The 25,362-nt window shown below is 67.0% G+C and carries 25 protein-coding genes and 1 other RNA gene; 13 read left to right on the forward strand and 13 right to left on the reverse strand.

Translation table 11 applies throughout. From position 1 onward, the window contains the following. The first annotated feature begins 132 nt into the window (after positions 1 to 132). Together rpsB and tsf are read left to right on the forward strand one after the other, a co-directional pair. Positions 133 to 912, forward strand: a complete 780-nt coding sequence (gene rpsB, locus OC184_RS05545) for a 30S ribosomal protein S2 (protein ID WP_265506191.1) — start codon at positions 133 to 135, stop codon at positions 910 to 912. An 84-nt stretch (positions 913 to 996) separates the two neighbouring features. Further along, entirely contained in the window at positions 997 to 1,875 is an 879-nt protein-coding gene (tsf, locus tag OC184_RS05550) for a translation elongation factor Ts (RefSeq protein WP_265506192.1), read from the forward strand. A gap of 484 nt (positions 1,876 to 2,359) precedes the next feature. On the opposite strand, the gene OC184_RS05555 is transcribed toward tsf, so the two are convergent. Further along, positions 2,360 to 3,130 carry a helix-turn-helix transcriptional regulator gene (locus OC184_RS05555; protein WP_265506193.1) on the reverse strand — a complete coding sequence of 257 codons (771 nt, stop codon included), beginning with the start codon at positions 3,128 to 3,130 and terminating at the stop codon, positions 2,360 to 2,362. A gap of 293 nt (positions 3,131 to 3,423) precedes the next feature. Here OC184_RS05555 and OC184_RS05560 point away from each other — a divergent pair, with 293 nt between their 5' ends. Next, on the forward strand, positions 3,424 to 4,014 hold the full coding sequence (locus tag OC184_RS05560; RefSeq protein ID WP_265506194.1) for a (d)CMP kinase: 591 nt from the start codon (positions 3,424 to 3,426) through the stop codon (positions 4,012 to 4,014). 7 nt (positions 4,015 to 4,021) lie between these two features. On the opposite strand, the gene ade is transcribed toward OC184_RS05560, so the two are convergent. The 5 genes from ade to OC184_RS05585 all read right to left on the reverse strand — a co-directional run bounded on the left by ade (position 4,022) and on the right by OC184_RS05585 (position 9,439). After that, complete coding sequence (gene ade / locus OC184_RS05565) at positions 4,022 to 5,713, reverse strand: adenine deaminase (RefSeq protein WP_265506195.1); 1,692 nt, start codon at positions 5,711 to 5,713, stop codon at positions 4,022 to 4,024. Positions 5,714 to 6,144: 431 nt separating this feature from the next. Then, the gene (gene hisH, locus OC184_RS05570) at positions 6,145 to 6,774 is read right to left on the reverse strand and encodes an imidazole glycerol phosphate synthase subunit HisH (protein WP_265506196.1); all 630 of its coding nucleotides are present in this window, start codon (positions 6,772 to 6,774) and stop codon (positions 6,145 to 6,147) included. Continuing rightward, positions 6,774 to 7,361, reverse strand: coding sequence for an imidazoleglycerol-phosphate dehydratase HisB (gene hisB / locus OC184_RS05575; protein ID WP_265506197.1), 588 nt, complete (start codon positions 7,359 to 7,361; stop codon positions 6,774 to 6,776). The genes hisH and hisB overlap by 1 nt, the downstream gene beginning before the upstream one ends. 45 nt (positions 7,362 to 7,406) lie before the next feature. Then, positions 7,407 to 8,741, reverse strand: a complete 1,335-nt coding sequence (locus tag OC184_RS05580; RefSeq protein WP_378926131.1) for a TrkH family potassium uptake protein — start codon at positions 8,739 to 8,741, stop codon at positions 7,407 to 7,409. A gap of 41 nt (positions 8,742 to 8,782) precedes the next feature. After that, on the reverse strand, positions 8,783 to 9,439 hold the full coding sequence (locus tag OC184_RS05585; RefSeq protein WP_265506198.1) for a potassium channel family protein: 657 nt from the start codon (positions 9,437 to 9,439) through the stop codon (positions 8,783 to 8,785). 202 nt (positions 9,440 to 9,641) lie between these two features. Here OC184_RS05585 and OC184_RS05590 point away from each other — a divergent pair, with 202 nt between their 5' ends. The 4 genes from OC184_RS05590 to OC184_RS05605 all read left to right on the forward strand — a co-directional run bounded on the left by OC184_RS05590 (position 9,642) and on the right by OC184_RS05605 (position 12,723). Continuing rightward, on the forward strand, positions 9,642 to 11,426 hold the full coding sequence (locus OC184_RS05590) for a BCCT family transporter (RefSeq protein ID WP_265506199.1): 1,785 nt from the start codon (positions 9,642 to 9,644) through the stop codon (positions 11,424 to 11,426). Between the two features lie 104 nt (positions 11,427 to 11,530). Beyond that, positions 11,531 to 12,019 (forward strand): hypothetical protein, encoded by a 489-nt coding sequence (locus OC184_RS05595; protein ID WP_265506200.1) that lies wholly within the window; start codon positions 11,531 to 11,533, stop codon positions 12,017 to 12,019. A gap of 1 nt (position 12,020) precedes the next feature. Continuing rightward, complete coding sequence (locus OC184_RS05600) at positions 12,021 to 12,380, forward strand: cell division protein ZapA (RefSeq protein WP_265506201.1); 360 nt, start codon at positions 12,021 to 12,023, stop codon at positions 12,378 to 12,380. Positions 12,381 to 12,423: 43 nt separating this feature from the next. After that, entirely contained in the window at positions 12,424 to 12,723 is a 300-nt protein-coding gene (locus OC184_RS05605) for a hypothetical protein (protein ID WP_265506202.1), read from the forward strand. Positions 12,724 to 12,737: 14 nt separating this feature from the next. Here the strand turns inward: OC184_RS05605 and OC184_RS05610 are convergent, their stop codons facing one another. Next, entirely contained in the window at positions 12,738 to 13,523 is a 786-nt protein-coding gene (locus OC184_RS05610) for an alpha/beta fold hydrolase (RefSeq protein ID WP_265506203.1), read from the reverse strand. Positions 13,524 to 13,577: 54 nt separating this feature from the next. Here OC184_RS05610 and OC184_RS05615 point away from each other — a divergent pair, with 54 nt between their 5' ends. Both OC184_RS05615 and OC184_RS05620 read left to right on the forward strand, forming a co-directional pair. After that, positions 13,578 to 13,976, forward strand: coding sequence for a hypothetical protein (locus tag OC184_RS05615; protein WP_265506204.1), 399 nt, complete (start codon positions 13,578 to 13,580; stop codon positions 13,974 to 13,976). 96 nt (positions 13,977 to 14,072) lie between these two features. Next, positions 14,073 to 15,260, forward strand: coding sequence for an MFS transporter (locus OC184_RS05620; protein ID WP_265506205.1), 1,188 nt, complete (start codon positions 14,073 to 14,075; stop codon positions 15,258 to 15,260). Here the strand turns inward: OC184_RS05620 and OC184_RS05625 are convergent. Further along, entirely contained in the window at positions 15,178 to 15,942 is a 765-nt protein-coding gene (locus tag OC184_RS05625) for a DUF599 domain-containing protein (protein ID WP_265506206.1), read from the reverse strand. The two genes, OC184_RS05620 and OC184_RS05625, sit on opposite strands and share 83 nt — an antisense overlap. 79 nt (positions 15,943 to 16,021) lie before the next feature. Between OC184_RS05625 and OC184_RS05630 the strand changes: the two genes are divergently transcribed. The 4 genes from OC184_RS05630 to OC184_RS05645 all read left to right on the forward strand — a co-directional run bounded on the left by OC184_RS05630 (position 16,022) and on the right by OC184_RS05645 (position 20,383). Then, on the forward strand, positions 16,022 to 17,482 hold the full coding sequence (locus OC184_RS05630) for an FAD-linked oxidase C-terminal domain-containing protein (RefSeq protein ID WP_378926470.1): 1,461 nt from the start codon (positions 16,022 to 16,024) through the stop codon (positions 17,480 to 17,482). After that, positions 17,472 to 18,506, forward strand: a complete 1,035-nt coding sequence (locus tag OC184_RS05635) for an FAD-binding protein (RefSeq protein ID WP_265506207.1) — start codon at positions 17,472 to 17,474, stop codon at positions 18,504 to 18,506. Before OC184_RS05630 ends, OC184_RS05635 begins: the two co-directional genes overlap by 11 nt. Then, positions 18,506 to 19,804, forward strand: coding sequence for a glycolate oxidase subunit GlcF (gene glcF, locus OC184_RS05640; protein WP_265506208.1), 1,299 nt, complete (start codon positions 18,506 to 18,508; stop codon positions 19,802 to 19,804). Before OC184_RS05635 ends, glcF begins: the two co-directional genes overlap by 1 nt. Before the next feature lie 126 nt (positions 19,805 to 19,930). Beyond that, complete coding sequence (locus OC184_RS05645) at positions 19,931 to 20,383, forward strand: Hsp20 family protein (protein ID WP_265506209.1); 453 nt, start codon at positions 19,931 to 19,933, stop codon at positions 20,381 to 20,383. Between the two features lie 96 nt (positions 20,384 to 20,479). Here the strand turns inward: OC184_RS05645 and recR are convergent, their stop codons facing one another. From recR to OC184_RS05670, 5 genes are all read right to left on the reverse strand, one after another. Beyond that, positions 20,480 to 21,079, reverse strand: a complete 600-nt coding sequence (gene recR / locus OC184_RS05650; RefSeq protein ID WP_265506210.1) for a recombination mediator RecR — start codon at positions 21,077 to 21,079, stop codon at positions 20,480 to 20,482. A gap of 4 nt (positions 21,080 to 21,083) precedes the next feature. Continuing rightward, entirely contained in the window at positions 21,084 to 21,428 is a 345-nt protein-coding gene (locus OC184_RS05655) for a YbaB/EbfC family nucleoid-associated protein (RefSeq protein WP_265506211.1), read from the reverse strand. A 3-nt stretch (positions 21,429 to 21,431) separates the two neighbouring features. After that, entirely contained in the window at positions 21,432 to 23,216 is a 1,785-nt protein-coding gene (locus OC184_RS05660) for a DNA polymerase III subunit gamma/tau (protein WP_265506240.1), read from the reverse strand. Positions 23,217 to 23,291: 75 nt separating this feature from the next. Then, positions 23,292 to 23,388, reverse strand: an RNA gene (gene ffs / locus OC184_RS05665) — signal recognition particle sRNA small type. Between the two features lie 62 nt (positions 23,389 to 23,450). Then, positions 23,451 to 25,262, reverse strand: a complete 1,812-nt coding sequence (locus tag OC184_RS05670) for a bifunctional 2',3'-cyclic-nucleotide 2'-phosphodiesterase/3'-nucleotidase (protein WP_265506212.1) — start codon at positions 25,260 to 25,262, stop codon at positions 23,451 to 23,453. Positions 25,263 to 25,362 lie beyond the last annotated feature (100 nt).

Here is a 25,362-nt window from a genome sequence, read left to right on the forward strand (position 1 = left end):
CGTTCGAGGCTATGGCGCGCACACTTCACAGGCAGGGGCGGGCCCTTGCGGGAGACATCCGCAAGACGTCCACCGGTTGGGGCATTCGCCCTGAGATCCCCTGCCAAGGCGCAAACCGGAAAGGAACACGTTATGGCGCTTCCCGACTTCTCGCTGCGTCAGCTTCTTGAAGCTGGCGTCCACTACGGCCACCAGACGCAGCGCTGGAACCCCCGCATGGGCGAGTTCATCTATGGCGATCGCAATGGCATCCACATCCTCGACCTGACGCAGACCGTCCCGATGCTGGACGCGGCCCTGCAGGTCGTTCGCGACACCGTCGCCAAGGGCGGCCGCGTGCTGTTCGTCGGCACCAAGCGGCAGGCCCAGAAGGCCATCGCCGAAGCCGCCGAAAAGTCGGCCCAGTTCTACATGAACCACCGCTGGCTGGGCGGCACGCTGACCAACTGGAAGACCGTCAGCCAGTCGATCAACCGCCTGAAGGCGATCGACGAGACGATGGCCGGCGGCGCCGAGGGCCTCACCAAGAAAGAGCGTCTTCAGCTTGAGCGCGAGCAGGCGAAACTGCAGGCTTCGCTTGGCGGCATCCGCGACATGGGCGGCCTGCCGGACCTGCTGTTCGTCATCGACGTGAACAAGGAAGACCTGGCCATCCTGGAAGCCAAGAAGCTGGGCATTCCGGTCGTCGCCGTGGTCGACACGAACTGCTCGCCCGAAGGCGTGGACTACATCATTCCGGGCAACGATGACGCCGCCCGCGCCATCGCGCTCTATTGCGACCTGGCCAGCCGCGCCGCGCTGGACGGCATGTCGGCACAGATGGGCGCCGCCGGCGTTGACCTGGGTTCGCTGTCGGACGCGCCCGAGGAGATGCTGGACGAAGCCGCCGAGGACGCGCCGGCCGAGGCCTGATCCCTCCACGGATCGCAGATTCATCGAATTGTCGTCAGGCGGGGATATGCCCCGCCTGACGTGTTGAACACAGAGGAGACGGATATGGCAATCACCGCAGCGATGGTGAAGGAACTGCGCGAAACGACCGGCGCAGGCATGATGGACGCCAAAAAGGCCCTGACCGAAACCGACGGTGACATGGAAGCGGCGGTCGACTGGCTGCGCACCAAGGGCCTTGCGAAAGCCGCCAAGAAATCCGGCCGTGTGGCTGCCGAGGGTCTGGTTGCCGTGGCTGTGAAGGCCGGCAAGGGCGTCGCGGTCGAGGTGAACTCGGAAACCGACTTCGTGGGCAAGAACGAAGAGTTCCAGGCCATGGTCCGCAAGATCGCCCAGGCTGCGCTGAACGTCGACGACATCGAGGCGCTGAAGAACGAGCAGGTCGACGGCAAGGCCGTGTCCGAAGTGCTGACCGACGCCATCGCCAAGATCGGCGAGAACATGACTCTGCGCCGCATGGTCGTCGTCACCGCGCCGACCGTCGTGCACTATGTCCACAACGCCGCTGCAGAAGGCATGGGCAAGATCGGCGTGCTGGTCGGCCTGGAAGGCGGCAACGAGGAGATCGGCCGCCAGATCGCCATGCATATCGCCGCGACCTCGCCCGCCTCGCTTGGCGAGGCCGACCTCGACCCGGCGCTGGTCGAGCGCGAAAAGCAGGTCCTGACCGAGCAGGCGCGTGAATCGGGCAAGCCCGAGGCCGTCATCGAGAAGATGATCGAAGGCCGCATGAAGAAGTTCTTCGAGGAGGTCACCCTGACCGGCCAGAAGTTCGTCATCAACCCGGACCTCACCGTGGCCGAGGCCGCCAAGGAACAGGGCGCGACCGTCACCGGCTTTGCCCGCGTCGCCGTCGGCGAAGGTATCGAGAAGAAGGAAGAGGATTTCGCAGCCGAGGTTGCCAAGACCCTCAGCGGCGCCTGATTTCCTTTCGACTCCGATCTTGCAGATGCCGGCCCCTTGGGCCGGCATTTTGCTTCTCGGCCAGCAGAGCGATGCTGTTTGTTCTTGTACGAATGGGGATCGACACAAGGACCAATTGTCTGGCAGCGGCATTCCGTGATGATGCGAGCTTCCCCATGTTCAACCACACGGCGACGTTCCGGGAATCTAATTCGCCGACAGCGACTGCAACAGTGCCGCCGCACCAAGCCAGCGATACGCACAGGTACCAGCACTGCTGACCGTGCTGCACATGCTCAACGGCCATGCCAAGGGGTGGAAATGGCTGGTCTTACAAGTGCTAACTGCAGGTAGTCCACAGGATGCAAGCGGGACATGAGCCGGTGGCGGCGTGCAGCCAAGGCAACAAGGTCGCACGCCGCCTGTTCCTGACACTTGCGTGTCACCACTCACGGAACTGCTCAATCTGACGTCAATTGCGCGGCCGAGGAAACGGGGGAAACCCTTACCCCTCCAGGTCCGGCGCGCGCCGCGCCAGCGGCAGGCCCGGAGCGCCCGGCTGGAACAGCTGGTTCGTGACATGCGCCTTGAGAACCGCCTGAGGCGTCGTTTCGACCCCCAAAGCCTCTCTTGCCAGGCGCATGTGCTTTTCGACCGTCGCCGGCGTGATCCCAAGGATCGTCGCCACTTCGCTGACCGTCTTGCCGGCCGAACGCCAGCCCAGAACCTCGCGTTGTCGGGCGGTCAGCGTGGCCGAGCTGGGCTTGCGGTGCATCGTCGCCATCCGCATGTGCATCACCCAGCACAGCACCCGCAACTCGCGGCCGGTGCGATTCCAAAGGCTGCCGACGTGATCGCGATCCATGCCTTGCCCGGCCATCAGGACGACCCCACCGGCACTGTGCAGAACCTTGTCTCGCAGGCTGAGGATATGCGTGGCGCCGAACCCCCGACTGGCCGCCAGTTCCAGCGAGGGCGATCCCCCCAGCCGCATCAGCTCATCCCCCGAGATGTCGCCGTCGTGATCCAGCACCCATTGCACCCAGCCGTCCCGCTCAAAGGGACCAAGCTGGCGTGCATCATCCACCAGCGCATCAGGCAGGTTCGTCAGGATCACCGGACGCTCTCGGACAAGGGCGCGCGGCACGGTCAGCATGAAATAGGCCGCATAGAATGCGTAGTCGAAGCCGAGATCATTCACCGCCTCGATGAAGATCTTTCGGATTTCTTGTGTATTACGTGCGTCCAGAAGGCGCTCGATGCAACGTGTCAACATAAATGCAAAATGCTCAAATGCGGTCGTCAAAATCGTATTGGACCGTGCGGGGCGAAGTTTGCCAAGTGCAAATCGCACACACGTTTAGTGGATCGATCAGCCGCTTGCCCCAAACTTGCCTCGCTGGCCGCACGATCTCGCCCTTTAAAGCCATATGCCTTTATCATGGCTCCGCTACAAGGTTTGGCATCTCCGTACAGTGGAGGCCCGGCGGGCAGGGCGCTGGACCTGTGGTGCCGCCCTGTGCGAAGGGTGCATGACCACGCACCAAACACAGGTCTTCATCGTCTGACATGCCCTTCATCATCGCCATCGACGGACCGGCGGCATCTGGCAAGGGCACCATCGCCCGCGCACTGTCCCAGCATTTCGGCTTTCATCACCTGGATACCGGGCTTCTCTATCGCGCGACCGGCGCCAAGGGCGGCGATCCGGTCGCTGCCGCGCGGGGCCTGACGCCCGCGGATCTGGCGCGGCCCGATTTGCGCAGTGCCGAGGCCGGGCAGGCCGCCAGCCGCATAGCCGCCATCCCCGAGGTCCGGGCGGCGCTGGTTGCCTTTCAGCACCGCTTTGCTGCGCAGGACCCCGGCGCAGTTCTGGATGGACGCGACATCGGCACCGTGATCTGCCCGGACGCCGAAGTGAAGCTCTATGTCGTCGCCTCGGACGAGGTGCGGGCGGCGCGGAGGGCCGCCGAGCTGGGGGCCGATCCGGCGCAGATGCTGGTCGAACTACGCGAGCGGGACCAACGCGACAGCCAGCGGGCGACGGCGCCGCTGCGACCCGCGGATGACGCGGTGGTTCTGGACACCAGCGACCTGAGCATCGCTGACGCGATCTCGCGGGCGATCACGGCGGTGGATCTGGCGCGGCAGGGGCGCTGAGCGGCCCTTACGGAATGATCTCGAACCGGGCGACGTCGACCATGCCGCAGTCGGTGATCTTCAGCGCGGGGATCACCGGCAGCGCCAGGAATGCCAGCTGCAGGAACGGCTCTTCCAGGGTGGTGCCAAGACTGCGCGCGGCCCGGCGCAGGTCTGACAGCCGGTCGCGCACCTTTTCGAACGGATCGAGGCTCATGAGGCCGGCGACCGGCAGGGGCAGTTCGGCGATGATGCGGCCGTTCTGGGCGACGACGAAGCCGCCTTCGATCTGCGACAGGCGGTTGGCGGCCAGGGCCATGTCGTCATAGTCCATGCCGACCGCGGCGATGTTGTGGTGGTCGTGGCAGACGGTCGAGGCGATGGCCCCCGACGTCAGCCCGAAGCCGCGCACGAAGCCGGTGGCGATGTTGCCGTTCCGGCCGTGGCGTTCGATCACTGCGATGCGCGTCAGGTCGCGGGCCGGGTCGGGGCGCTTGTCGCCGTCCTGCGGGGCGATGTCGACCGTCAGGTGTTCGGTGATGATCTTGCCTTCCAGGATGCCGATGACCGGTGTTTCCGTCCGATTGCCCGAACAGCGGAAATGCTGCGGCGTCAGGGCGGGCGCCTTGACCGAGGCGCGGCCCACCGGCTCGACATGGCTGCGCGACGCGAAGGCGGCGTCGTCGACAATGCGCCCGCGGGTCAGCACCAGCTGGGCGCGGCAGCTGTCCAGGCTGTCCAGCGCCACGATGTCGGCGCGCAGCCCCGGCGAGATCAGGCCCCGATCTTTCAGCCCGAACGCCTCGGCCGCCGACAGGCTGGCGGCGCGATAAGCGGCCAGGGGTGAAGTGCCGAGGGCGATCAGCCGGCGGATCATGTAGTCCAGGTGCCCGTGTTCACCGATGTCCAAAGGGTTCCTGTCGTCGGTGCACAGGCACATGTAGGCGCTGGTGATGTCGGTCAGCACCGGCTGCAGCGCGTCCATGTCCTTGCTGACCGAACCTTCCCGGATCAGGACGCGCATGCCCTTGCGCAGCTTCTCCAATGCTTCCTCGGCGGTGGTGGCCTCGTGTTCCGTGCGGATGCCGGCGGCGACATAGGCGTTCAAATCGAGTGCTGTCAGCTGTGGGCAGTGGCCGTCGATATGGCCGCCTGCAAACAGGCGCAGCTTGGCCATGGCGGCCGGGTCGCGGTGGATGACGCCGGGATAGTTCATGAACTCGGCCAGGCCGATGGCCGAAGGATGACCCATCACCTGCGCCAGGTCATGGACCTCGATCCGTGCGCCCGAGGTCTCCATCTCGGTCGAGGGCACGCAGGACGACAGCTGCACGCGCAGGTCCATCAGCAGGTGTTCGGATGCCTGCTGGAAATAGCGGATGCCCTCCAGTCCAATCACGTTCGCGATCTCGTGCGGGTCGCAGATGGCTGTGGTGACGCCGCGGGGCGTGACGCAGCGATCGAATTCGAAGGGCGTGACGAGGCTGCTTTCGACATGCAGGTGCGTGTCGATGAAGCCCGGCACCAGTGTCAGGCCTGCGACGTCGATCACCTGCCGGCCGTCGTAGTCGCCGATGCCTGCGATCCGGTCGCCGCAGATGGCGACGTCGCCGCGGGTCATTGCGCCGGTCACCAGGTCGAAGACCCGCCCGCCGCGCAGGACAAGATCGGCGGGCTCGTCGCCCCGTGCCTGCGCGATGCGGCGCTCCAGATCGTCCATGTCGTTCTCCTTCGTCTTTGCGACGACAGAACCTGATCCGCCGCGCAGCGTCCAGAGCGACTTGCCCTTGTGATTAGGTGGGCCTGTCCCGGATCGAGACGAAGGCGATGGCTGCCACCAAAGCAGTGCTCGTGACAATTGCAACGACCGTGTGCTGGTTCATCTGACGGCGAACTGGCATCGTGCGACCGGACGGTGGTGTCAATCTTTGGTGCAGGTGATGCGGCTGTGGTGGGAGGCTTTCCGCGCAAGCGACTTCACGCTGGTGCGTCACCTTTTGCCACTGGCACACTGGGCGGGATCATTCCAAGGGCCAGGATCGGCGGTCCAGTGGTTCAGCGTGTGGCAGAGCCGAGGCATCATGTCGGAGGGTAGGGGCCAAGCCACCTGTGAGGGCCGGTCCACCTCTCAAGAGCCTTCGGAAACAAAAATCAGGGATGCCAGCGCAGAAAGTTCGTGATCAGGCGAAGGCCGACCGCTTGGGATTTCTCGGGGTGGAACTGCGTGCCGATGATATTGTCGCGACCCACCACGGCCGTGACGGACCCGCCGTAATCCACATGCGCCAGCAGATGCTCGGGATCGGCCACCCGGAACTGCCAACTGTGCACGAAATAGGCGTGATCGCCCGTCGAGATACCTTCGAGCACGGGGTGTGGGGTGTCGATCACCAGGTCGTTCCAGCCCATGTGCGGCACCTTGAGGCCGGGCGCGGCGATAGCCTGAACCTCTCCTCCAATCCAGTCGAGGCCGGGGGTCTGTCGGTATTCGTGGCCGGTGGTGGCCAGCATTTGCATACCGACGCAGATGCCCATGAAGGGCACGCCTCGGTTGATCACGGCATCCTGGATCGCCTCGGCCATGCCGTCCACTTGGCCGAGCGCAGTGCGGCAGGCGGGAAACGCGCCGTCGCCCGGCAGGACGATCCGATCGGCGCGGGCGGCCAGATCGGGGTCCGACGTGACGACGACCTCGGCGCCCACGTCGCGGCCCATCAGCTGGAACGCCTTTTCCGCCGAATGCAGGTTTCCGCTGTCGTAATCGACCAGGGCGACCCGCATCACAACGCCCCCTTGGTGGAGGGCAGGACACCCGCCATGCGCGGGTCGGGCTCGACCGCTTCGCGCAGAGCGCGGGCGACGGCCTTGAAGGCGGCCTCGGCGATATGGTGGCTGTTCAGCCCGTGGATGCGGTCGATGTGCAGGGTGATGCCGCCATGCGTCGACAGCGCTTGGAAGAATTCGCGCACCAGTTCGGTGTCGAAGGTGCCGATGGACGATGACGGGAAGTCGACGTTCCAGACCAGATAGGGCCGCGCCGACAGGTCCAGCGCCGCACGGACCAGCGAATCGTCCATCGCCAGCAGGAAGCTGCCATAGCGGCGGATGCCCTTCTTGTCGCCAAGCGCCTGCACCAGCGCCTGGCCGATGGCGATGCCGGTATCCTCGACCGTGTGGTGGTCGTCGATATGCAGGTCGCCCTCGGCGCGGATGGTGATGTCGATCAGCGAATGCCGCGACAGCTGGTCCAGCATGTGGTCGAAAAAGCCCACGCCGGTCTGGTTGTCATAGACCCCGGTGCCGTCCAGGTTCAGCGTGACCTGAACCTGCGTTTCCGAGGTGTTGCGGGTGATCGTGGCCTGGCGCATGGGGTGTCCTTCGTGTTCGCGGGCCTTATAGGCCGACGGGCGCGATCAGCCAAGATGCACCTGACCTGCGGGATAGCGCACGCGAGGCATCATCCGCGTGGCCAGGAAGAACCCTAGCGTCAGCGGGCCGACGCGGCCAAGGAACATCACCACCATGATGACGATGCGGCCGAAATCCGACAGCTCGGCCGTGTAGCCGCGCGAGAGGCCCGTGGTGCCGAAGGCCGATGACACCTCGAACGCAATGTCGATGAATTCGCCGTCATGGCTCAGCGCCATGAGGAAGACCGCTGTGAAGATCACCGCAGATGCGATTGAAATCAGTGCCATGGCCTTCAGCACGTCGCCAAGCGCGATCGAACGGCCGAAGGCCCAGATTTCGGTCCGGCGGCGCAGGAAGGCGATCGTCGCCAGGACCATCACCACGATGGTCGTCACCTTCAGACCGCCCGCCGTCGATGTCGGGCCGCCGCCGATGATCATCAGCGCCATGTAGAGAAGCGAGGTCGAATCGTGCAGCCCGCCGATGTCCGTGCTGTTGAAGCCGGCGGTCCGCGTGGTGACGCCCTGGAACCAGGCGACGGTCATCCGCGCGACCCAGCTGTCGTATTGGCCCAGGGTGCGCGGATTTGACCACTCCAGCGCGGCGGTCAGGCCGACGCCCAGCACGATCAGCACCGCCGTTCCGATGATCATCAGGCGGGTGTGCAGGCTCCACCCCCGCCAGAACACGCGCGTCCACATGTCCGAGACGACGACATAGCCGATGCCTCCGACGATGAACAGCGCGGGGATCACCACGTTCACGATGGGGTCCAGCGCATAGCCGGTCAACCCCGGAGAAAACGTCGAGAAGCCCGCGTTGTTGAAGGCCGACACTGAATGGAAGACGGCATGCCACAGCCCCTGCGCCAGTCCGTGGTTCGGCATGAAGGACAGGCACAGCAGCATGGCGCCCGCGATCTCGGCCACGATGACCACGCGGAAGATCGTCCAGACCAGTCGCGTCAGGCGTACGTATGACGTCTGATTCAGGTCCTCGCGCAGGTAGGTGCCCTGGGTGATGCCGACCGGCAGGCCGAGCGCCGACCAGACCAGGACCGCGATGGTCATCAGGCCAAGGCCGCCCAACTGGATCAGCACCGCCACGACCAGCTGCCCCCAGAAGGTCAGCACCAGTTCCGTGTCGATCACCGCCAGCCCGGTCACCGTCACCGCCGAGGTCGAGGTGAACAGTGCGTCCATCAGCGTGATCGGCTGGCGCGTCATCGGCGGCAGCAGCAGCAGGACCGCCCCCAGCACGACCAGCGCCAGATAGCCCGATGCCAGGACGGCAGGCGGCGGCGTCCGGGACAGCCAGCGGGCCAGCGCCCGGCGCAACCCCAGCAGGCCGGGCCGCTGCCGGCCCCTGGGCGTCCGGGTCACAGCTGGTCGCCGAAGCGGGTCAGGTCCACCCGCTTGCCCAACAGCAGCAGGCGGTCGTTCGTCTGCAGCACCGGGTCGTCGTCGCGGGTCTGGCGGAACTCGGTCCCGCGCATCATGCCCAGAACCTCGACGCCGTCGCCGACATGCAGGTCCGACAGCTTGCGGCCCGACAGCCGCTGCGGGATCATCAGGTTCACGACGGAAAACCCGTTTCCAAGTGCGACATAGTCCTGCACGGCCGGGTTGTTCAGCATCTGCGCGGCGTGGCGCCCCATCTCCAGCCCCGGCAGGATCACGCGGTCTGCGCCGATCTTGGACAGGATACGGTGATGGGTACGGCTCTCGGCCTTGGCCCAGATCGTGCCGACGCCGATCAGGCGCAGGTTCATCGCGGCGATGACGCTGTTTTCCAGATCGTTGCCGATCGACACCAGCCCCACGTCATAGCGGTCGACGCCCGCCTCGCGCAGCGCCCCTTCGTCCGACGCGTCAAGGATGGCCACCGACGGCAGCTGGTCGGCCAGCATCGACACCCGACGCGGGTCCTTGTCGATCCCGAGCACCTGATTGCCGAAACGCGCAAGCTCGGACGCGACGACGCTGCCGAACGCGCCGAGGCCGATGACGACGAAGCTGCGACTCACCTTTCCCATGAAAGCCTCTTTCAACGGGCAAAACGCGCGGATGCTTCATCCGGGATATCGCAGAAGTCAAGGCGGAACGCTGCGGCGCCGAATCCGCGGTTGTGGCGTTCTTTGATGAATTGTGAGATAGCGTGATGTCGCCGACGATATTCGCGCGGCTCGCAGGGTCCGCAGAACGAAGCCGAATTTCAATTCCGATCGAAAGGCACCGATGTCAAAGACACCCACGAACACCCCCACAGGCAAGGGCGGCCGGCGCACGCCGCAGGAAGAACGCGAGGAGGAGGCCCTTCGCGGCCGTTTCCCCGGCAGGACAAAAAAGACCGCACCGCAGCCAGAGCCTGAACCCAAACCGGTGCCGGAAATCGACCCTGCCGTTGAACCTCTGCCCGAACCCGAGGGTCCGACCCAGATCATCGAGACCGACTATACGATCGGGCAGGACAACATCGAAGGTACGGCCCCCTTCGCCTTCGACATCCACAACCCCGTCTTCGGTATCTCGGCAGGTGCGGTCGCCCTTTTCACGGTGATCACGCTGCTGTTTCCCACGCAGGTCGAGCCGATCTTCTCGGGGCTGCGTGACGGGCTGACGTCGAACCTCGACTGGTTCTTCATGCTGGCAGGCAATGTCTTCGTCCTGCTGTGCCTGGCGCTGATCGTGTCGCCGCTGGGTTCGGTCCGCCTTGGCGGTCCCGATGCCACGCCCGATTTCGGCCTGACCGGCTGGTTCGCGATGCTGTTTGCGGCAGGCATGGGTATCGGCCTGATGTTCTATGGTGTCAGCGAGCCTCTGGGCCATTTCGAGGCTGCGCTGAGCGGTCAGGTGCTTGAGGGCGGTCTGCGCACCGACTGGGCGCCGCTCGACGGCGCTGGCGGCGATGCCGAGGCGGCACGCAACCTGGCCATGGCGGCGACGATCTTCCACTGGGGCCTGCACCCCTGGGCGATCTATGCCGTGGTGGCGCTGGCACTAGGGCTTTTCGCCTATAACAAGGGGCTGCCCCTGACGCTGCGGTCGGTCTTCTACCCGATCTTCGGCGAACGCATCTGGGGCTGGCCTGGCCACGTCATCGACATCCTTGCGGTTCTGGCGACCATCTTCGGGCTTGCAACGTCGCTTGGCCTGGGTGCCGAGCAGGCGACTGGTGGTCTGGCCTACCTGTTCGGCATATCGGACGGCAGCCTGACCAAGGTCGTGCTGATCGTCCTGATCACCTGCGTCGCGGGCGCCTCGGTCGTGCTGGGGGTCGAGAAGGGCGTCAAGCGGCTCTCCGAGCTGAACATGATTCTGGCGGTGCTTCTGCTGGTCTTCGTGATCTTCGTCGGCCCGACCCTGACGATCCTGTCTGGCTTCTTCACAAACCTTGGCACCTATGCCGCGGATCTCATCCCGCTGTCGAACCCGTTCGGGCGGACTGATGACAACTTCCGCCACGGCTGGACGGCCTTCTACTGGGCGTGGTGGATCAGCTGGTCGCCCTTCGTCGGCATGTTCATCGCCCGCGTGTCGCGCGGCCGGACGGTGCGACAGTTCCTGATCGCGGTGCTGATCGTGCCGTCGCTGATCTCGGTCCTGTGGATGACGGCGCTTGGCGGGACGGCCATCGACATCACCGTCGGCGGCTTCTCGGGCATCACCGAGGCCCCGCTGGAGCTGGAATTGTTCGCGATGCTGGGCCAACTGCCCTTGTCGGCCATCACCAGCTTCGTGGGCATCACGCTGGTCATCGTGTTCTTCGTGACCTCGTCGGACTCGGGGTCGCTGGTCATCGATACCATCGCGGCCGGTGGCAAGATCAATGCGCCCGTCCCGCAGCGGATCTTCTGGGTCAGCGCCGAGGGGCTGATCGCCATTGCACTGCTGCTGGGCGGCGGTCTTGTCGCGCTGCAGGCGATGGCGGTGTCAACCGGTTTCCCGTTCACCATCGTGCTGCTGGGCGCCTGCTACGCGCTGGTGCAGGGGCTGATGGCCGAGCGGCGGGAACTTGCCTGAACGCAGGACAACGACCACGGGACGGGCGGCATCGGCCGGCCGTCCTTGTCATATCGCAGCGGGGGTGCGAAAACCCCTGAAACGCTATCGAAGGACCGACGCCGATGAGCGATATCACCGCCAGCGAACGCCGGCTCAGCGCGGCGCTTGACCGTCTGGACCAGCTGCTCGAGGCTGGGCAGAAGCGGGGCGGCGGCGATCCCGATGCGCTGGCCGACCTGACCCGCCGTCTGGCCGAGGCTGAAGGCCGCAACGCCGATCTTGAACGGCAGCTGTCCGAGGGTCAGCCCGCCGCGGACATGTCCCAGCTTTCCGATCTGCAGGCACGGCTGGAAACCGCCACCGAGCAATCGGCGCGCCTTTCGGCCGCCAACGAGGATCTGATGGCCGCCAACCGCAACCTGATCGACGCCGAAGAGACCGGCGGCGTCGGCGAGGATGAGCGTCGCGAGGCGCTGGAGGCCGAGATTGGCGCTTTGCGCGCCGCCCGAGAGGCCGAGATGGCGCAGATGAGCGAAATCATGGCCGAGCTGGAGCGTCTGCTGGCCCAAGATCAGGCCGCGGTGCCCGCTGTCGCAGACAAGGGGGTCTGACATGGCCGAGGTCGAATTCACCATCGGACACAAGGAATACCGCGTCGGCGCCCAGGACGGCGAAGAGCGGCTGCTGCAGCGCGCCGCTCAGATTCTGGACGACGAAGCGCGCCAGATCCTCGAACAGGCGGGCCGGGTGCCGGAGCCTCGGCTGCTGCTGCTGGCAGGGCTGATGCTGGCCGACCGCTATGCCACGCTCGAGGAGCGTGCCGAGAAGGCCGAACGGCACGTGAACCGCCTGCAGCAGAACCCGCCGCGGGTCGAGGTGCCGGTGATCCCTTCGGACCTGCGCGAGGCCATGGCCGAATTGGCCGCGCGCGCCGAGTCCTTGGCCGACCGGCTGGAAGAACAGCAGAAGTAACCGTTCGTTAAGCTTTCGGCCTCATCCTCTGAGTATGATGCGGATGATCTCACTTTTGGCCTTGGCGCTGACAAGCGCCTGCGCGACACCGTCGCCGGGTTTCCTGTCAGTGCCGCGCCAGGATGTCGTCGTCGGCGGAACCCGCTTCGCCGTCTTCCGCCGCGGCAACGAAGCCGAGGTGATTCGCCTGGACACCCTGCCGCGGGCGGAACTGGCGGCGATTCCTGACCGGATGGTGCGAGCCGCCGAACAGGCGACGGGCTGCACCCCCATCGCCCACAGCTTTCGTGCGGTGGGCGGATCGAACTCGGCCGTGGCGCGTGTGAACCTGCGCTGCGGCTGATGGATGCCAGTCCGTCAGGCCGGGTCCCGGCCGTCGCCCAGAAAGGGCGCCAAGGTCTCGGCCACGGCTTCGGGGGCGTCGGCATGCAACCAATGGCCGGCGCCCTTCAGCGTGACAATGCGGACCTGCGGGAAGAATTCGCGCAGCGCGGCCTCTCCTGCCTCGCCCACGTAGTCCGAGCTGGAGCCGCGCAGTGCCATCGTCTTGCCGGTGAAGCTGCCGCGCGGCAAATCGCCGGGCCACCCTACGATCTGCGGCATCTGCTGTCGCAAGGCGGCCAGGTTCAGCCGCCAGACCGGCGGGCTGGACTTCAAATCGAGGCTCTGCAGCAGGAAGGCGCGGACGCCTCGATCCTCGACGCGCATTGCAAGCGCCCGGTCAGCCTCGCTGCGCCGCGTGATGCCGGTCAGGTCCAGCGACTCTATCGCGTCGATATGGGTCGTCTGGTCGTGGCCATAGGCCAGCGGCGCGATGTCCATGACCACCAGGCGCCGCACCAGCGACGGCTGCGTCAGTGCCAGCACCATCGCCGCCTTGCCACCCATCGAGTGACCGACCAGGTCGACCCGCCCGCCCAGATCGTCGATCAGTCCGGCCAGATCGCCCGCCAGCGCCGCATAGGTGGCGTCGGCGTCATGCGGGCTTTCGCCGTGGTTGCGCAGGTCGACGGTGACGACGGGCCGCGTCTCCGCCAGCCTGCGCGCCTGTGCGCCAAGATTGCGGCCCTGACCAAACAAGCCGTGGACCAGAAGGACGGGCAGGCCCTGCTGCGGGCCGGACATGACATGATGAAGCTTCATGCGCGCAGCTTACGGTGTCTGGCGCCGGTGTTCCATCCCGTCTAACCTGCGGCCATGACCCGTACTGTTCCCACTTTCGAGGACATTCCGCGCATGGCCGACCAGATCGCCGCGCTGATCGCGTCGCGCTTCGGCGGTGCCCGGCGCGGAGAGCGTCCGCCGCTGCACGTCATGCTGCGGCGCCGGGGGGGGGCCTTGCCGCCGCGGCTGCGTCGTCGCGCCGCGCGTCTGGCGCAGGCCGACCTGCGGGCCGCCCAGCCCCGCGTCGCGCGGCAGTTGCCGGTCGCCGAACTGGCCCGCGACCACGCCGCCCTTCTGGCGCATCTGCAGCCACTGGGAGAGATTGCCCGCTGGCAGGGGCGGGCGGTCAGCTTCGCGGCCTCGGTCGCTTTCGGGCTGATCGTGCTCGCGGCGATCGGCGTCTGGATCGCGGTTCAGCGCGGTCTCCTGTGACCGGCTTGCACGGGCTGCAACCCTGACACCCGGTCGCGGGCCTTGCCAAAGTATCCGCAAGCTGGTGTGAGGGCTAACAGCCACGCAGGAGCGATCATGACCCAGACCCCCGATCTTCGCGCCGCGATCCTGGCGCTGGCGCTTGGCGCCTTCGCCATCGGCACATCGGAATTCGCGGCGATGGGCCTGCTGCCCTATTTCGCCGCCGACCTGTCTCTGACCGAGCCGCAGGCCGGGCATGTCATCAGCGCCTATGCGCTTGGGGTGGTCGTCGGCGCGCCGCTGACGTCGATGCTGGGGGCTAGGCTGCCGCGGCGGCGTTACCTGGCGGCGCTGATGGCGTTCTATGGTGTTGTGAACCTGGCTGCAGCGGTGATGCCGGGGTTGTCATCGCTGACTGGGATGCGGTTCCTGGCGGGCCTGCCGCATGGGGGATTCCTGGGAGTTTCGATGCTCTATGCCGCCGATGCGTTGCCGGCGGGGCAGCGGGCGCGCGGTGCGGCGCGGGTGCTGTTGGGACTGACGGTTGCGAACATCGTGGGTGTTCCCCTGGCCGGCTGGATGGGGCAGAGCATCGGCTGGCGGTGGGGTTTCGCCTTGCCGGGTCTGCTGGCGCTGGCATCGGCCTGGCTGATCCTGAAGGTCGCGCCGCGCGTCGGCGGCAACCCCGACGCCCGCCCCTGGGACGAGCTTCACGCCCTGAAGAACCCGCGCGTGCTGTGGGTGCTGGCCGTGGGGGCCATCGGCTTCGGCGGGCTGTTCGCCGTCTATGCGTTCCTGACGGCCGGGATCTTGGCCACCACCGATGCGCCGGGATGGGTCATCCCGCTGACACTGGCGGTCTTCGGCGTCGGCGGCACGCTTGGCACCTGGGGCGCCGGCCGCGTGACCGAGATCGTGGGCATCGACCGCGCCGCCTTCCTGTCGCTGGCGGCCATGGCCGCGACGCAAGGCTTTGCGGCGCTGGTCGTGGGCAACTGGCCGCTGATGGTCCTGTCGTCCTTCCTGATCGCGGCGGGGGCAGGGCTGGTCATCCCGTTGCAGACGCGGCTGATGGACGTGGCGGGCCCCGCGCAGAACATGGCGGCGGCGATGAACCACGCGGCCTTCAATGCGGCCAATGCCTTGGGGCCGTTCCTAGCCGGGATGGCGCTGGCGGCGGGCTGGGGCTGGCGGGCGCCGGGGCTGGTCGGCGTGGCGCTTACGGCTGCGGGCGCCGTGGTGCTGGCGCTGGCGGTGCGACGCGATCGGAAAGCAGGGGCGGCGGTAGCGACCGCAGGATGACCTGCCGCGAAGTCGAGGCGAATTCCCGCCGCCACGTCACCCACAACACGATCGCGGTGCCGATCAGCAGCGTCCAGGACCCCATCAGCCAGCCGAGCGAACCGAGCGCGAAGTAGACGCTGCGCAACCCCGCGTTGAAGCTGCGCGCCGCGGTGATGTTCAGGTCGGCCGCCTGCATCGCCCGCTCCATCGCGTCGGGGTGGTCCTTGTCGTTGGGGACCGAGGCCATCATCACCGCGCAATATCCGAACAGCCGGTGCGCCCAGACGAATTTCAGGAAGGCGTTGACGACAAAGAACATCGTCACCAGCAGCCGCAGCTCCCACTCGGCGTCGGCGGCGGGGGACAGCTCTAACCCGCTGGCGATGCTGCGCAGCCGCTCGCCGTTGCCGATCAGCGCCAGAAGGCCGCCAGTGGCGATCATGCACGCGCTGGCGAAGAAGGCGGTCCCCTCGCGCAGGCTGGCCAGGATGTTGCCGTCGAAGATGCGCGGATCCCGTTCGACGAACTGGCGCATCCACTCGCGTCGGAACCGTGTCATCAGGACCGACACCGAAGGCCGCCCCGCGGGCGGACGTTCCGTGAACCAGCCGATGCCTAGCCAGGCGGCGAAGAGGCAGGCCAGCGCGATCGCATCGCCGGATGAGATGGGGAAGGTGGCAAGGAGGTCAGGAAGGCTCATGACGCGACATTAGGCCCGCGTCCCGCGCCTTGAAAGCCCCCCTGCACCGGCCTATCGTCTTGGGAGGAGGAGACCGGCCATGATCCAGATGCCCCCACCCGATGCGTCCGTGCTGGCGCAGCGGCAGGCCATCGTCCAGGCGCTGCGGGACGCGCTGCCCGGGGCCGTCATCGACGACGCGGCCGAGACCCGCGCCTATGAATGCGACGCGCTGTCGGCCTATCGCTGCGCCCCCCTGGCGGTGGTGCTTCCTTCGACCACTGAGGAGGTGTCGCGGCTGATGCGGCTCTGCCACGATCTGCGGGTACCTGTGGTGCCCCGGGGGGCGGGGACGAGCTTGGCCGGCGGGTCCATGCCGACCGAGGATGCCGTGATCATCGGCCTGTCGCGCATGACCGAGGTGCTCGAGATCGCGCCGGGCGACCGGCTGATCCGCGTGCAGGCCGGGCGCACCAACCTGTCGGTATCCGGCGCCGTGGACGGGCTGGGGTTCTTCTACGCGCCCGACCCCTCCAGCCAGCTGGCCTGCGCCATCGGCGGCAACATCGCCATGAACTCGGGCGGGGCGCATTGCCTGAAATACGGGGTGACGACCAACAACCTGCTGGGCGTCACGCTGGTCCTGATGGACGGGTCGGTCGTCGAACTCGGCGGCCCGATGGGCGAAGGGTCGGGGCTGGACCTGCTGGGCGTCGTCTGCGGCTCCGAGGGCCAGTTGGGCATCGTGACCGAGGCGACCTTGCGCATCCTGCCCAAGCCCGCAGGCGCGCGCCCGGTGCTGATCGGCTTCGACAGCAGCGAAACGGCAGGTGCCTGCGTCGCCGCCATCATCCGTGCGGGCATCATCCCCGTCGCGATCGAGTTCATGGACAGCCCCTGCATCCGCGCCACCGAAGCCCATGCCGGCGCCGGCTATCCCGACTGCGGGGCGCTGCTGATCGTCGAGGTCGAAGGCACCGCCGCCGAGATCGGCGAGCAGCTGACCCTGATCCGCGACATCGCCACGCGCTTCGACCCTATCGAGTTCCGCGAGAGCCGGTCCGAGGACGAATCCCGCCGTATCTGGTTGGGCCGCAAGTCGGCCTTTGGCGCGATGGGGCAGATGGGCGACTATATCTGCCTAGACGGCACCATTCCCGTCACCGCGCTGCCGCAGGTGCTGGCGGGCATCGGCCGGCTGTCGCGCGACTATGGCCTGTCGGTCGCCAATGTCTTTCATGCAGGCGACGGCAACATGCACCCGCTGATCATCTATGACGCCAACAAGCCCGGTGATCTCGACCGGGCCGAGGCCTTTGGCGCCGACATTCTGCGGCTCTGCGTCCAGGCGGGCGGCTGCCTGACCGGAGAGCATGGCGTTGGCATCGAAAAGCGCGACCTGATGTCCGAACAGTTCGCCCCCGCCGACATGGAGGCGCAGATGCGCGTCAAGGACGCCTTCGATCCCGACTGGCTGCTGAACCCGGCCAAGGTCTTTCCGTTGGAGGTCAGCGCCTCCCGCCGCGAACGCCGCCTGAACCGGCCCGCCGATGCGGCCTGAGACTGAGGGCCAACTGGCCGAACTGGTCCGCGATGCCGCCGCGCCCCTGTCGATCATCGGTGGCGGCACACGCCTCTGGCCCGGCGAAGGGCAGGGCGAGCGTCTGGACATGACCGGCCTGGCCGGTGTCACGCTCTACGAGCCCGAGGCGCTGACCCTTGTCGTTCGCGCCGGCACGGCGCTGGAAGATGTCCGGCAGGTCCTGGCCGCGGAAGGCCAGATGCTGGCGTTCGAGCCGTGGGGCAGGCAGGGGTCGACCATCGGCGGCGTGGCGGCCGCCAATGCCTCGGGGCCGCGTCGGGTGCAGGCTGGGGCGGCGCGCGACGCGCTGATCGGGGTGCGCTTCGTGAACGGTCAGGGCGACGTGGTGCGGAACGGCGGCCGGGTCATGAAGAACGTCACGGGCTATGACCTGGTCAAGCTGATGGCCGGCAGCCGCGGACAATTAGGCGCCTTGACCGAGGTCAGCCTGCGCACCGCCCCGATCCCGCCGGTTGCGGCGACCCTGGCGCTGGCGGATCTGGACGCCGCCGCGGCCATTCCGGCGCTTGCCAGTGCCCTTGGTGGCCCATTCGACGTCTCTGGCGCGGCCTGGCTTCCGGGCCATGGCGCGCTGATCCGGCTTGAGGGGCTTGCGGCTTCGGTCAAGGCGCGGGTCGCCGATCTGACCGCGCGGCTCTCGGTCTTTGGAACCGTTAGCGAAGGCGATCCCGATGCCTGGTCGCTGCTTCGGCCTGCGGCCCTGTCGCACGAGACCTGGCGCATCGTCTGCCGGCCGGGCGAGGCTGCGACGCTGCTGGCCCATCTTCCCGCGCCGTCGTCACTGGACTGGGGCGGGGCGCTGATCCATGTCGATCTGCCGGTGGACTGCTTTCCCGAACTGCCGCCATTCTCGGGCCACGCCCGCCGGATTTCGGGCGCCGAGCCGTTGGTCGTTCCCGCCCCGGATCCAATCACCGCCCGTCTGGAACGTGACGTGAAGTCGCGCCTCGACCCGCGCGGCATCTTCGCAGGGGCTGCCTGATGCAAACGCATTTCACGCCGGAACAGCTGTCGGACCCCTTGACCGCCAGGTCGAACAAGATCCTGCGCACCTGCGTCCACTGCGGGTTCTGCACCGCGACCTGTCCGACCTACAAGGTCCTGGGCGACGAACTCGACAGCCCGCGCGGCCGAATCTACCTGATGAAGGAGATGTTGGAATCCGGTCGTCCCGCCGATGCGAAGACGGTCAAGCATATCGACCGCTGCCTGGGTTGCCTGTCCTGCATGACGACCTGCCCGTCGGGCGTCCACTATGCCCACCTGCTGGAACACGGGCGTGAGCATATCGAGGCGACCTATCGCCGCCCGTGGCGCGACCGCACCCTGCGTTGGGTGTTGCGGCAGGTGCTGCCCTATCCCAGCCGGTTCCGGCTGGCGCTGCTGGGGGCGAAGGTGGCAAAGCCCTTCGCGCAGTTGATGCCGGACAAGCGCCTTCGGGCGATGATTGGCATGGCGCCGGCGACCATCCCCCCGGTCAGCCGCAACGACGAAGGCCAGACGCTCCCTGCGATCGGTGAGCGCCGTGCCCGGGTGGCGCTGATGATCGGCTGCGCGCAAAGGGCGCTGAACACCGACATCAACGACGCCACGATCCGCCTGCTGCGTCGGGCGGGCTGCGAAGTGGTCATCCCGCAGGACTTCGGCTGCTGCGGCGCGCTGACGCTGCACATGGGGCTTGAAGCTGACGGCAAGGCCCGCGCCAGGGACAGCATCGCCCGGCTGCTGGCCGCCGAGGCGGATGGGCCGCTGGATGCGATCATCATCAACACCTCGGGCTGCGGGACGACGATCAAGGACTATGGCCACCTCTTCGCGGGCGATGCCGTCGAAGCCGATGCCCGCCGCGTCAGTGCGCTGGCGCGCGACGTGACCGAGTTCATGGCGCAGCTCGGCCTGCCGGCCATCGCCGACCAGCCGAAACAGAAGATGCGGGTGGCCTATCACTCCGCCTGCTCCCTGCAGCATGGTCAGCAGATCCGGTCGGCGCCCAAGGACCTGCTGACGGCCGCCGGTTTTCAGGTGGTCGAGCCTGCCGACGCGCATCTCTGCTGCGGGTCAGCGGGGACCTACAACCTGCTGCAGCCCGAGCTGTCGGCCGAGCTGAAATCCCGCAAGGTCAGCACGCTCGAGGCATTGGCGCCGCAGGTGATCGCGGCCGGAAACATCGGCTGCATGATGCAGATTGGCGGCGGCACGAACGTGCCGGTGGTCCATACGGTCGAGCTGCTGGATTGGGCCACCGGCGGGCCGCAGCCGCGGGCGCTGATTTCTGCATGACTGGGTCTTGAAACCGGTTTTTCCCATCCCAGATCATGGGGACCGGCGGCCATAACGGCGTCGGTGGACAGCCCGCCCGGTCTCCGGGGGGCGCCCATGACATCGCTTTTCTGAGGATGTGACCAAATGCGTAACTTCGATCTGACCCCGCTCTATCGTGCGTCTGTGGGCTTCGACCGCCTGGCCGACGTGATGGACCGCGCCATGACCGCCGACGTGTCGGCCTCGACCTATCCGCCCTACAATATCGAGAAGACTGGCGACGATGCCTATCGCATCTCGATCGCGGTGGCAGGCTTTGCCGCCGATGACCTGAACGTCGAGGTTCGTGACGGTGCGGTCATCGTCTCGGCCCGCAAGGCGGATGAGGATGACGGCCGGATCTACCTGCACCGCGGTATCGCGACCCGCGCGTTCGAGCGCAAGTTCACCCTTGCCGACCACGTCCGTGTCGACGGCGCCAGCCATGCCGACGGTATGCTGCACATCGACCTGGTGCGCGAGATCCCCGAGGCGCTGAAGCCGCGCCGCATCGAGATCGCCAAGACCACCCCGAAGGTCGAGAAGCTGGACGCCTGACCGCGTCTCGCGACCCCCGGGGGATCGTGCATCCCCCGGACCGGGTCGATGAATGACAGGAAGAACGGGCTGCGCCGTGCGCGGCCCTTTCGCATATCAGAGACTTCGCCGCGCGCGAAGGGCGGCGCTGATCGTGCCGTCGTCCAGATAGTCCAGTTCACCCCCGATGGGCACGCCCTGCGCAAGGCCGGTCACCTTGACCGCCGCCCCTTCCAGCGCGTCGGCGATGTAATGGGCAGTCGTCTGCCCATCCACCGTGGCGTTCAGCGCAAGGATCACCTCCGAAATACGCTCGTCGCCGACGCGCGTCAGCAGCGCCGGGATCCCCAGATCATCAGGCCCGATGTCGTCCAGGGCCGAGAGGGTTCCCCCCAGCACGTGATACCGCCCGCGAAACGCCTGCCCCCGTTCCAGCGCCCACAAGTCCGCGACGTCCTGCACGACGCAGATCTCTCCGGTCGCCCGTTCAGGGTCCGTGCAGATGCCGCAGACCTCGCGGTCGGTGATGTTGCCGCAGACGGCGCATTCGCGGGAATTCTGCGCCACCCGGCCCAGAAGCTGCGCCATCTGCGTCATGTTCTGCCCACGTTTGCGGATCAGCTGCAGGACGATGCGCCTGGCCGACCGCGGGCCAAGGCCGGGCAGCCGCGCCATCATCGCGATCAGCGCCTGGATGTCGTCGCTGCCTTCGGTCACGATGTCAGAACGGCAGCTTCATGCCCGGCGGCAGGCCGAGGCCCTCGGTCATCCGGGCCATTTCCGACTGCATCCTCTCCTCGGCCGTGCGCTGCGCGTCCTTGATGGCGGCCAGGATCAGGTCCTCGACCACTTCCTTCTCGGACGGCACGAAGATCGACGGGTCGATGTCCAGCGCCGTCAGTTCGCCCTTGGCGGTGCAGGTGGCCTTGACCAGCCCTGCGCCGGATTCCCCGGTGACGGTGATGCCGGCCAGATCCTCTTGCATCTGGGCCATCTTGTCCTGCATTTCCTTGGCGGCCTTCATCATCTTGGCCATGTCGCCAAAGCCGCCCAATCCCTTGATCATCTGTCAGTCCTCATCCTCAAAGGGGTCCCATTCCTCGACCTCGGCCACCGGGCCGTCGGTTCCGTCATGCGGGTTAGCCGCGCCTTCGGCCAGGTCCTCGACCTGCACCTGGGGTGCGGCACGGGTGATGCTGGTCAACGTCGCGCCGGGAAACGCCGCAAGGACCTGCTGGACGATCGGCAGGGACATGGCCCGCTGCCGTGCCACTTGGGCCTCGGCCTCCCGCGCCTCGGCGATCGTCGGCGCACCGCCGGCATTCGTCACCGTCACAGCCCACCGCTGACCGCCAGTCCAGCCGCGCAGCCGCTCCGCCAGCCGCTGCGCGAGGTCCGCAGGAGCATTTGCGCGCGGTTCGAACTCGATCCGGCCGGGGCTGTAGCGGACCAGCGCCACGTGTCGTTCCACCATCACCAGAAGCGTCATGTCGCGCATCCGGCGGATCAGTTCGACAACCGAGCCGAAGTCGGGGAACGTCTCGACCAGCTCTGGTGCGACGGCAAGCGCGGTCGCCGCGTTGGCTTGATGCTGGACCGCCGGTGCAGGGCGGGCGCGGCGGGCGGCCTGCGGGGCTTCGGTCGCTCCGGCGCCCGCCACCGAAGGTCCACGGGCGAATTCCCCGGCCGCCTGCGCCTGCTGGACGCGACGGATCAGCGCCTCCGGGTCGGGCAGGTCAGCGACATGCGTCAGGCGGATGATTGCCATCTCGGCCGCCATCATCGCGTTCGGCGCGGCCGAGACTTCCTCGAGCGCCTTCAGAAGCAGCTGCCACATCCGCGACATGACCCGCATCGGCAAGCGTTCGGCGAGATCCTTGCCCCGCAGCCGCTCATCCGGCGAAATCGTCGGATCGTCCAGCGCATCCGGCGTGATCTTGACGACGGAAATCCAGTGCGTCACCTCGGCCAGGTCGCGCAGGACGGCCACGGGATCCGCGCCATCGGCATATTGCGACTGCAACTCCGTCAGCGCCGCCGCCGCATCGCCGCGCAGCACCATCTCGAAGAGGTCGAGGACGCGGCCCCGGTCCGCCAAGCCCAGCATGGCACGAACCTGATCCGCCGTTGTCTCGCCCGCCCCGTGGCTGATCGCCTGGTCAAGCAAGCTTGTCGCGTCGCGAGCAGATCCTTCGGCCGCCCGCGTGATCAGCGCCAGCGCGTCACCGCTGATCTGCGCACCCTCGGCCGTGGCGATGCGCGTCAGCAGGGCGATCATCACCTCGGGCTCGATCCGGCGAAGATCGAAGCGCTGGCAGCGTGACAGGACCGTCACCGGCACCTTCCGAATCTCGGTCGTGGCAAAAATGAATTTTACATGCGGAGGCGGCTCTTCCAGCGTCTTCAGCAGCGCGTTGAACGCGCTGGTGGACAACATGTGAACCTCGTCGATGATATAGATCTTGTAGCGCGCCGATGCCGCCCGGTAATGCACCGATTCGATGATCTCTCGGATGTCGCCGACGCCGGTGCGGGACGCGGCATCCATCTCCATCACGTCGACATGGCGCCCCTCGCTGATGGCGACGCAATGTTCGCAGGTGCCGCAGGGTTCGGTTGTGGGGCCGCCTGTGCCATCTGGCCCGATGCAGTTCATGCCCTTGGCGATGATGCGGGCGGTCGTCGTCTTCCCTGTGCCGCGGATGCCGGTCATGATGAAGGCCTGCGCGATCCGGTCGGCGGCAAAAGCGTTCTTCAGCGTGCGGACCATCGCATCCTGCCCGACCAGGTCGGCGAACGTCTCGGGTCGGTATTTTCGGGCCAGAACCTGATAGGCGGTCGGCGTGTCTGTCATGGGTCCCTCGGGCATCGCGTCACCTTAGCCGTGCCCGCAGGGGGCGACAACCGGATTGCCTGAGATTGGAGGAGAGGTGAGAGGCTGGACAACGACCCAAACGGGACCCGTTACGGCTGCTTCCTTCCGGACCTGACCGGATTGGCGGGGCGTCTACCCGCGCCAACCTCTCGCCGCCTGACATAGGGCGGGCCGCCGCGGGATGCAAGCCCCGTCCAGACCGGAAACAGCCGTCTAGAGTCGAAGCCTGACAAGGGCGAATCCTGCGGACGATGTTCCCGCCGGCTCCAGCCTGTGCTGCGATGGCAGGGGGCGGTTTATCGCATCTGGGGCGGTTTCAAACAACACGCTGGTGCCAGGCAGGGGGGCGAACCGCCAGTGCGCCATTTCCGGCACCCGCAGCCTGCGCTGCTGGCGGACATAGCGGCGCAGCACATCCAGCGTCATGGCATCGCGTCCCAGGACCACCGCGTCCGATGAAACCAGTGGGCTGAAAAGCCCGCAGCTCGCCAGGCGGTAAGAGTTCGTCGCCAAGATGAATTTCTGATCCTCGGCCACCGGTCGGCCGCGCCAGCGGAGGTCGAAGATCCGGCGGCTTCCGGCTGATGCCGGCCGCCCGTCGGGATGGAACCGCGGGGGCTGCGACAGGTCGATGCGCCACTCGACCCCCTCGATGACGTCGAAGTTGTAGGCCGGGAACTCGGGGTTCAGCAGGCGCTGGTCGGCCTGGCCCGGCACGACCTGATCGAACATGCTGGCCGATCGCTCCAGCCAGTCGCCCAGCTGCCGCCCGTTCAGCCGGATGGCAGTCACGCGGTTCGGGAAGGAATAGAGGTCGGCCAGGTGCCGCAGGTCGATTCGGCCCGCCGCGATGTCGGTGAAGTGATCGATACCGCCGCGCCCCCCCGCCCGATAGGGGGCCGAGGCCGAGAGCACGGGAAGATCCGCGACCCTTGTTCCGGCCAGCCGCCGCCTGACGTGCCACCGCTGCGCGCGGTTCACCAGGCGCAGGCCAGGATCGTGGCCAATCACCGTGAAATGGCTGCAAAGCGGGGTCTCGGTCCGACCGATGCCCATGCCAAGCTGCCGCACCGTTTCCCGGTGGGCCTCGTGGAGCGGGCGCAGCACCAGAGGCGAGGCCGGGACATCGGGCGCGACAGGCTCTGCCCGGACGCGGAAGTCGGCGACGCGCAGCGCGCCGTCCGGATCGGCGGCGAATTGCAGATCGACGATCCCGACATGAGACCCGCCAAAGCCCGGCATTACCGCCGGCTTTCCGGCCAGCGTTCCGCGCGCGGCATCGATGCCTTGACGGCCGTGCCAGCGGGGCGAGGGGAAGACCTCATGCGTGTGGCCGGCGATGACGACATCGATGCCGGGCAGTGCGGCCAGTGCCGTCGCCGCATGTTCCATCCTGGGGGACGGATCGGGGGCGCCGATGCCGCTGTGCGCCAGGGCGATGACTAGGTTCACGCCCATACCTCGCAGGCGCGGCAAAAGTCGGCGCGCGCTGTCGACAATATCCTCGGTCTGCATCTCGGCGCGCAGGTCCTGGTCCCATTCCTCGGTCTGCGGCGGAAGGAAGCCGATCACGCCGATCCGCAGGTCGTGACTTTGGCCGTCCGGCCCGCTCAGGCGGCGTTCGATCACGGCATGGCTGGCGAAATCCGGTCCACGCCGCAGCGACAGGTTCGCGGCCAGCATCGGGAACCGGGCCTGTGCGGCCGCGCGTCGCAGAAACGTCAGCCCATAATTGAAGTCGTGGTTCCCGATTGCTGCGGCGTCGTAACCGATCGCGTTCATGGCCGCTATTGCGGGATGCGTTTGGCCGGGCTGGATCTGTCGCGCTGCGACATCCCCCATCGGACCCCCCTGCAGGAAGTCACCGTTGTCCAGCAGGATCGATGCGGCGACCTCGGTCCGCAGCCGCGCAATCAGTGATGCGGCACGCGCCAGACCCTGCCCAGAGCCAGCGCGGCCCGCAAGATAGTCATAGGGCATCAGGTGCATGTGGACGTCGCTGGTCGCCAGGATCCGCAGTTGCATGCCAGACCCGCGGCAGCCGGAAGAACTGATGCCGGGCGGGCCGTATCTCTGGGCCGGAACAGAAGCAGCATCGGGCTTTGCGTGTAGGGTCATGTCCGTT

The organism is Paracoccus rhizosphaerae (assembly GCF_026162645.1).
GTDB lineage: Bacteria > Pseudomonadota > Alphaproteobacteria > Rhodobacterales > Rhodobacteraceae > Paracoccus > Paracoccus rhizosphaerae.

Coding starts and splice junctions, on each gene's coding strand:
- OC184_RS05585 (WP_265506198.1), bottom strand. CDS start 9,439: ATGGGAAAGGTGAGTCGCAGCTTCGTCGTCATCGGCCTCGGCGCGTTC.
- tsf (WP_265506192.1), top strand. CDS start 997: ATGGCAATCACCGCAGCGATGGTGAAGGAACTGCGCGAAACGACCGGC.
- OC184_RS05560 (WP_265506194.1), top strand. CDS start 3,424: ATGCCCTTCATCATCGCCATCGACGGACCGGCGGCATCTGGCAAGGGC.
- OC184_RS05635 (WP_265506207.1), top strand. CDS start 17,472: ATGCGGCCTGAGACTGAGGGCCAACTGGCCGAACTGGTCCGCGATGCC.
- rpsB (WP_265506191.1), top strand. CDS start 133: ATGGCGCTTCCCGACTTCTCGCTGCGTCAGCTTCTTGAAGCTGGCGTC.
- OC184_RS05645 (WP_265506209.1), top strand. CDS start 19,931: ATGCGTAACTTCGATCTGACCCCGCTCTATCGTGCGTCTGTGGGCTTC.
- OC184_RS05630 (WP_378926470.1), top strand. CDS start 16,022: ATGATCCAGATGCCCCCACCCGATGCGTCCGTGCTGGCGCAGCGGCAG.
- ade (WP_265506195.1), bottom strand. CDS start 5,713: ATGGACGATCTGGAGCGCCGCATCGCGCAGGCACGGGGCGACGAGCCC.
- OC184_RS05595 (WP_265506200.1), top strand. CDS start 11,531: ATGAGCGATATCACCGCCAGCGAACGCCGGCTCAGCGCGGCGCTTGAC.
- OC184_RS05610 (WP_265506203.1), bottom strand. CDS start 13,523: ATGAAGCTTCATCATGTCATGTCCGGCCCGCAGCAGGGCCTGCCCGTC.
- OC184_RS05605 (WP_265506202.1), top strand. CDS start 12,424: ATGATCTCACTTTTGGCCTTGGCGCTGACAAGCGCCTGCGCGACACCG.
- OC184_RS05670 (WP_265506212.1), bottom strand. CDS start 25,262: ATGCAACTGCGGATCCTGGCGACCAGCGACGTCCACATGCACCTGATG.
- hisH (WP_265506196.1), bottom strand. CDS start 6,774: ATGCGGGTCGCCCTGGTCGATTACGACAGCGGAAACCTGCATTCGGCG.
- OC184_RS05655 (WP_265506211.1), bottom strand. CDS start 21,428: ATGATCAAGGGATTGGGCGGCTTTGGCGACATGGCCAAGATGATGAAG.
- OC184_RS05590 (WP_265506199.1), top strand. CDS start 9,642: ATGTCAAAGACACCCACGAACACCCCCACAGGCAAGGGCGGCCGGCGC.
- OC184_RS05620 (WP_265506205.1), top strand. CDS start 14,073: ATGACCCAGACCCCCGATCTTCGCGCCGCGATCCTGGCGCTGGCGCTT.
- glcF (WP_265506208.1), top strand. CDS start 18,506: ATGCAAACGCATTTCACGCCGGAACAGCTGTCGGACCCCTTGACCGCC.
- OC184_RS05555 (WP_265506193.1), bottom strand. CDS start 3,130: ATGTTGACACGTTGCATCGAGCGCCTTCTGGACGCACGTAATACACAA.
- hisB (WP_265506197.1), bottom strand. CDS start 7,361: ATGCGCCAGGCCACGATCACCCGCAACACCTCGGAAACGCAGGTTCAG.
- OC184_RS05600 (WP_265506201.1), top strand. CDS start 12,021: ATGGCCGAGGTCGAATTCACCATCGGACACAAGGAATACCGCGTCGGC.
- OC184_RS05660 (WP_265506240.1), bottom strand. CDS start 23,216: ATGACAGACACGCCGACCGCCTATCAGGTTCTGGCCCGAAAATACCGA.
- OC184_RS05625 (WP_265506206.1), bottom strand. CDS start 15,942: ATGAGCCTTCCTGACCTCCTTGCCACCTTCCCCATCTCATCCGGCGAT.
- OC184_RS05615 (WP_265506204.1), top strand. CDS start 13,578: ATGACCCGTACTGTTCCCACTTTCGAGGACATTCCGCGCATGGCCGAC.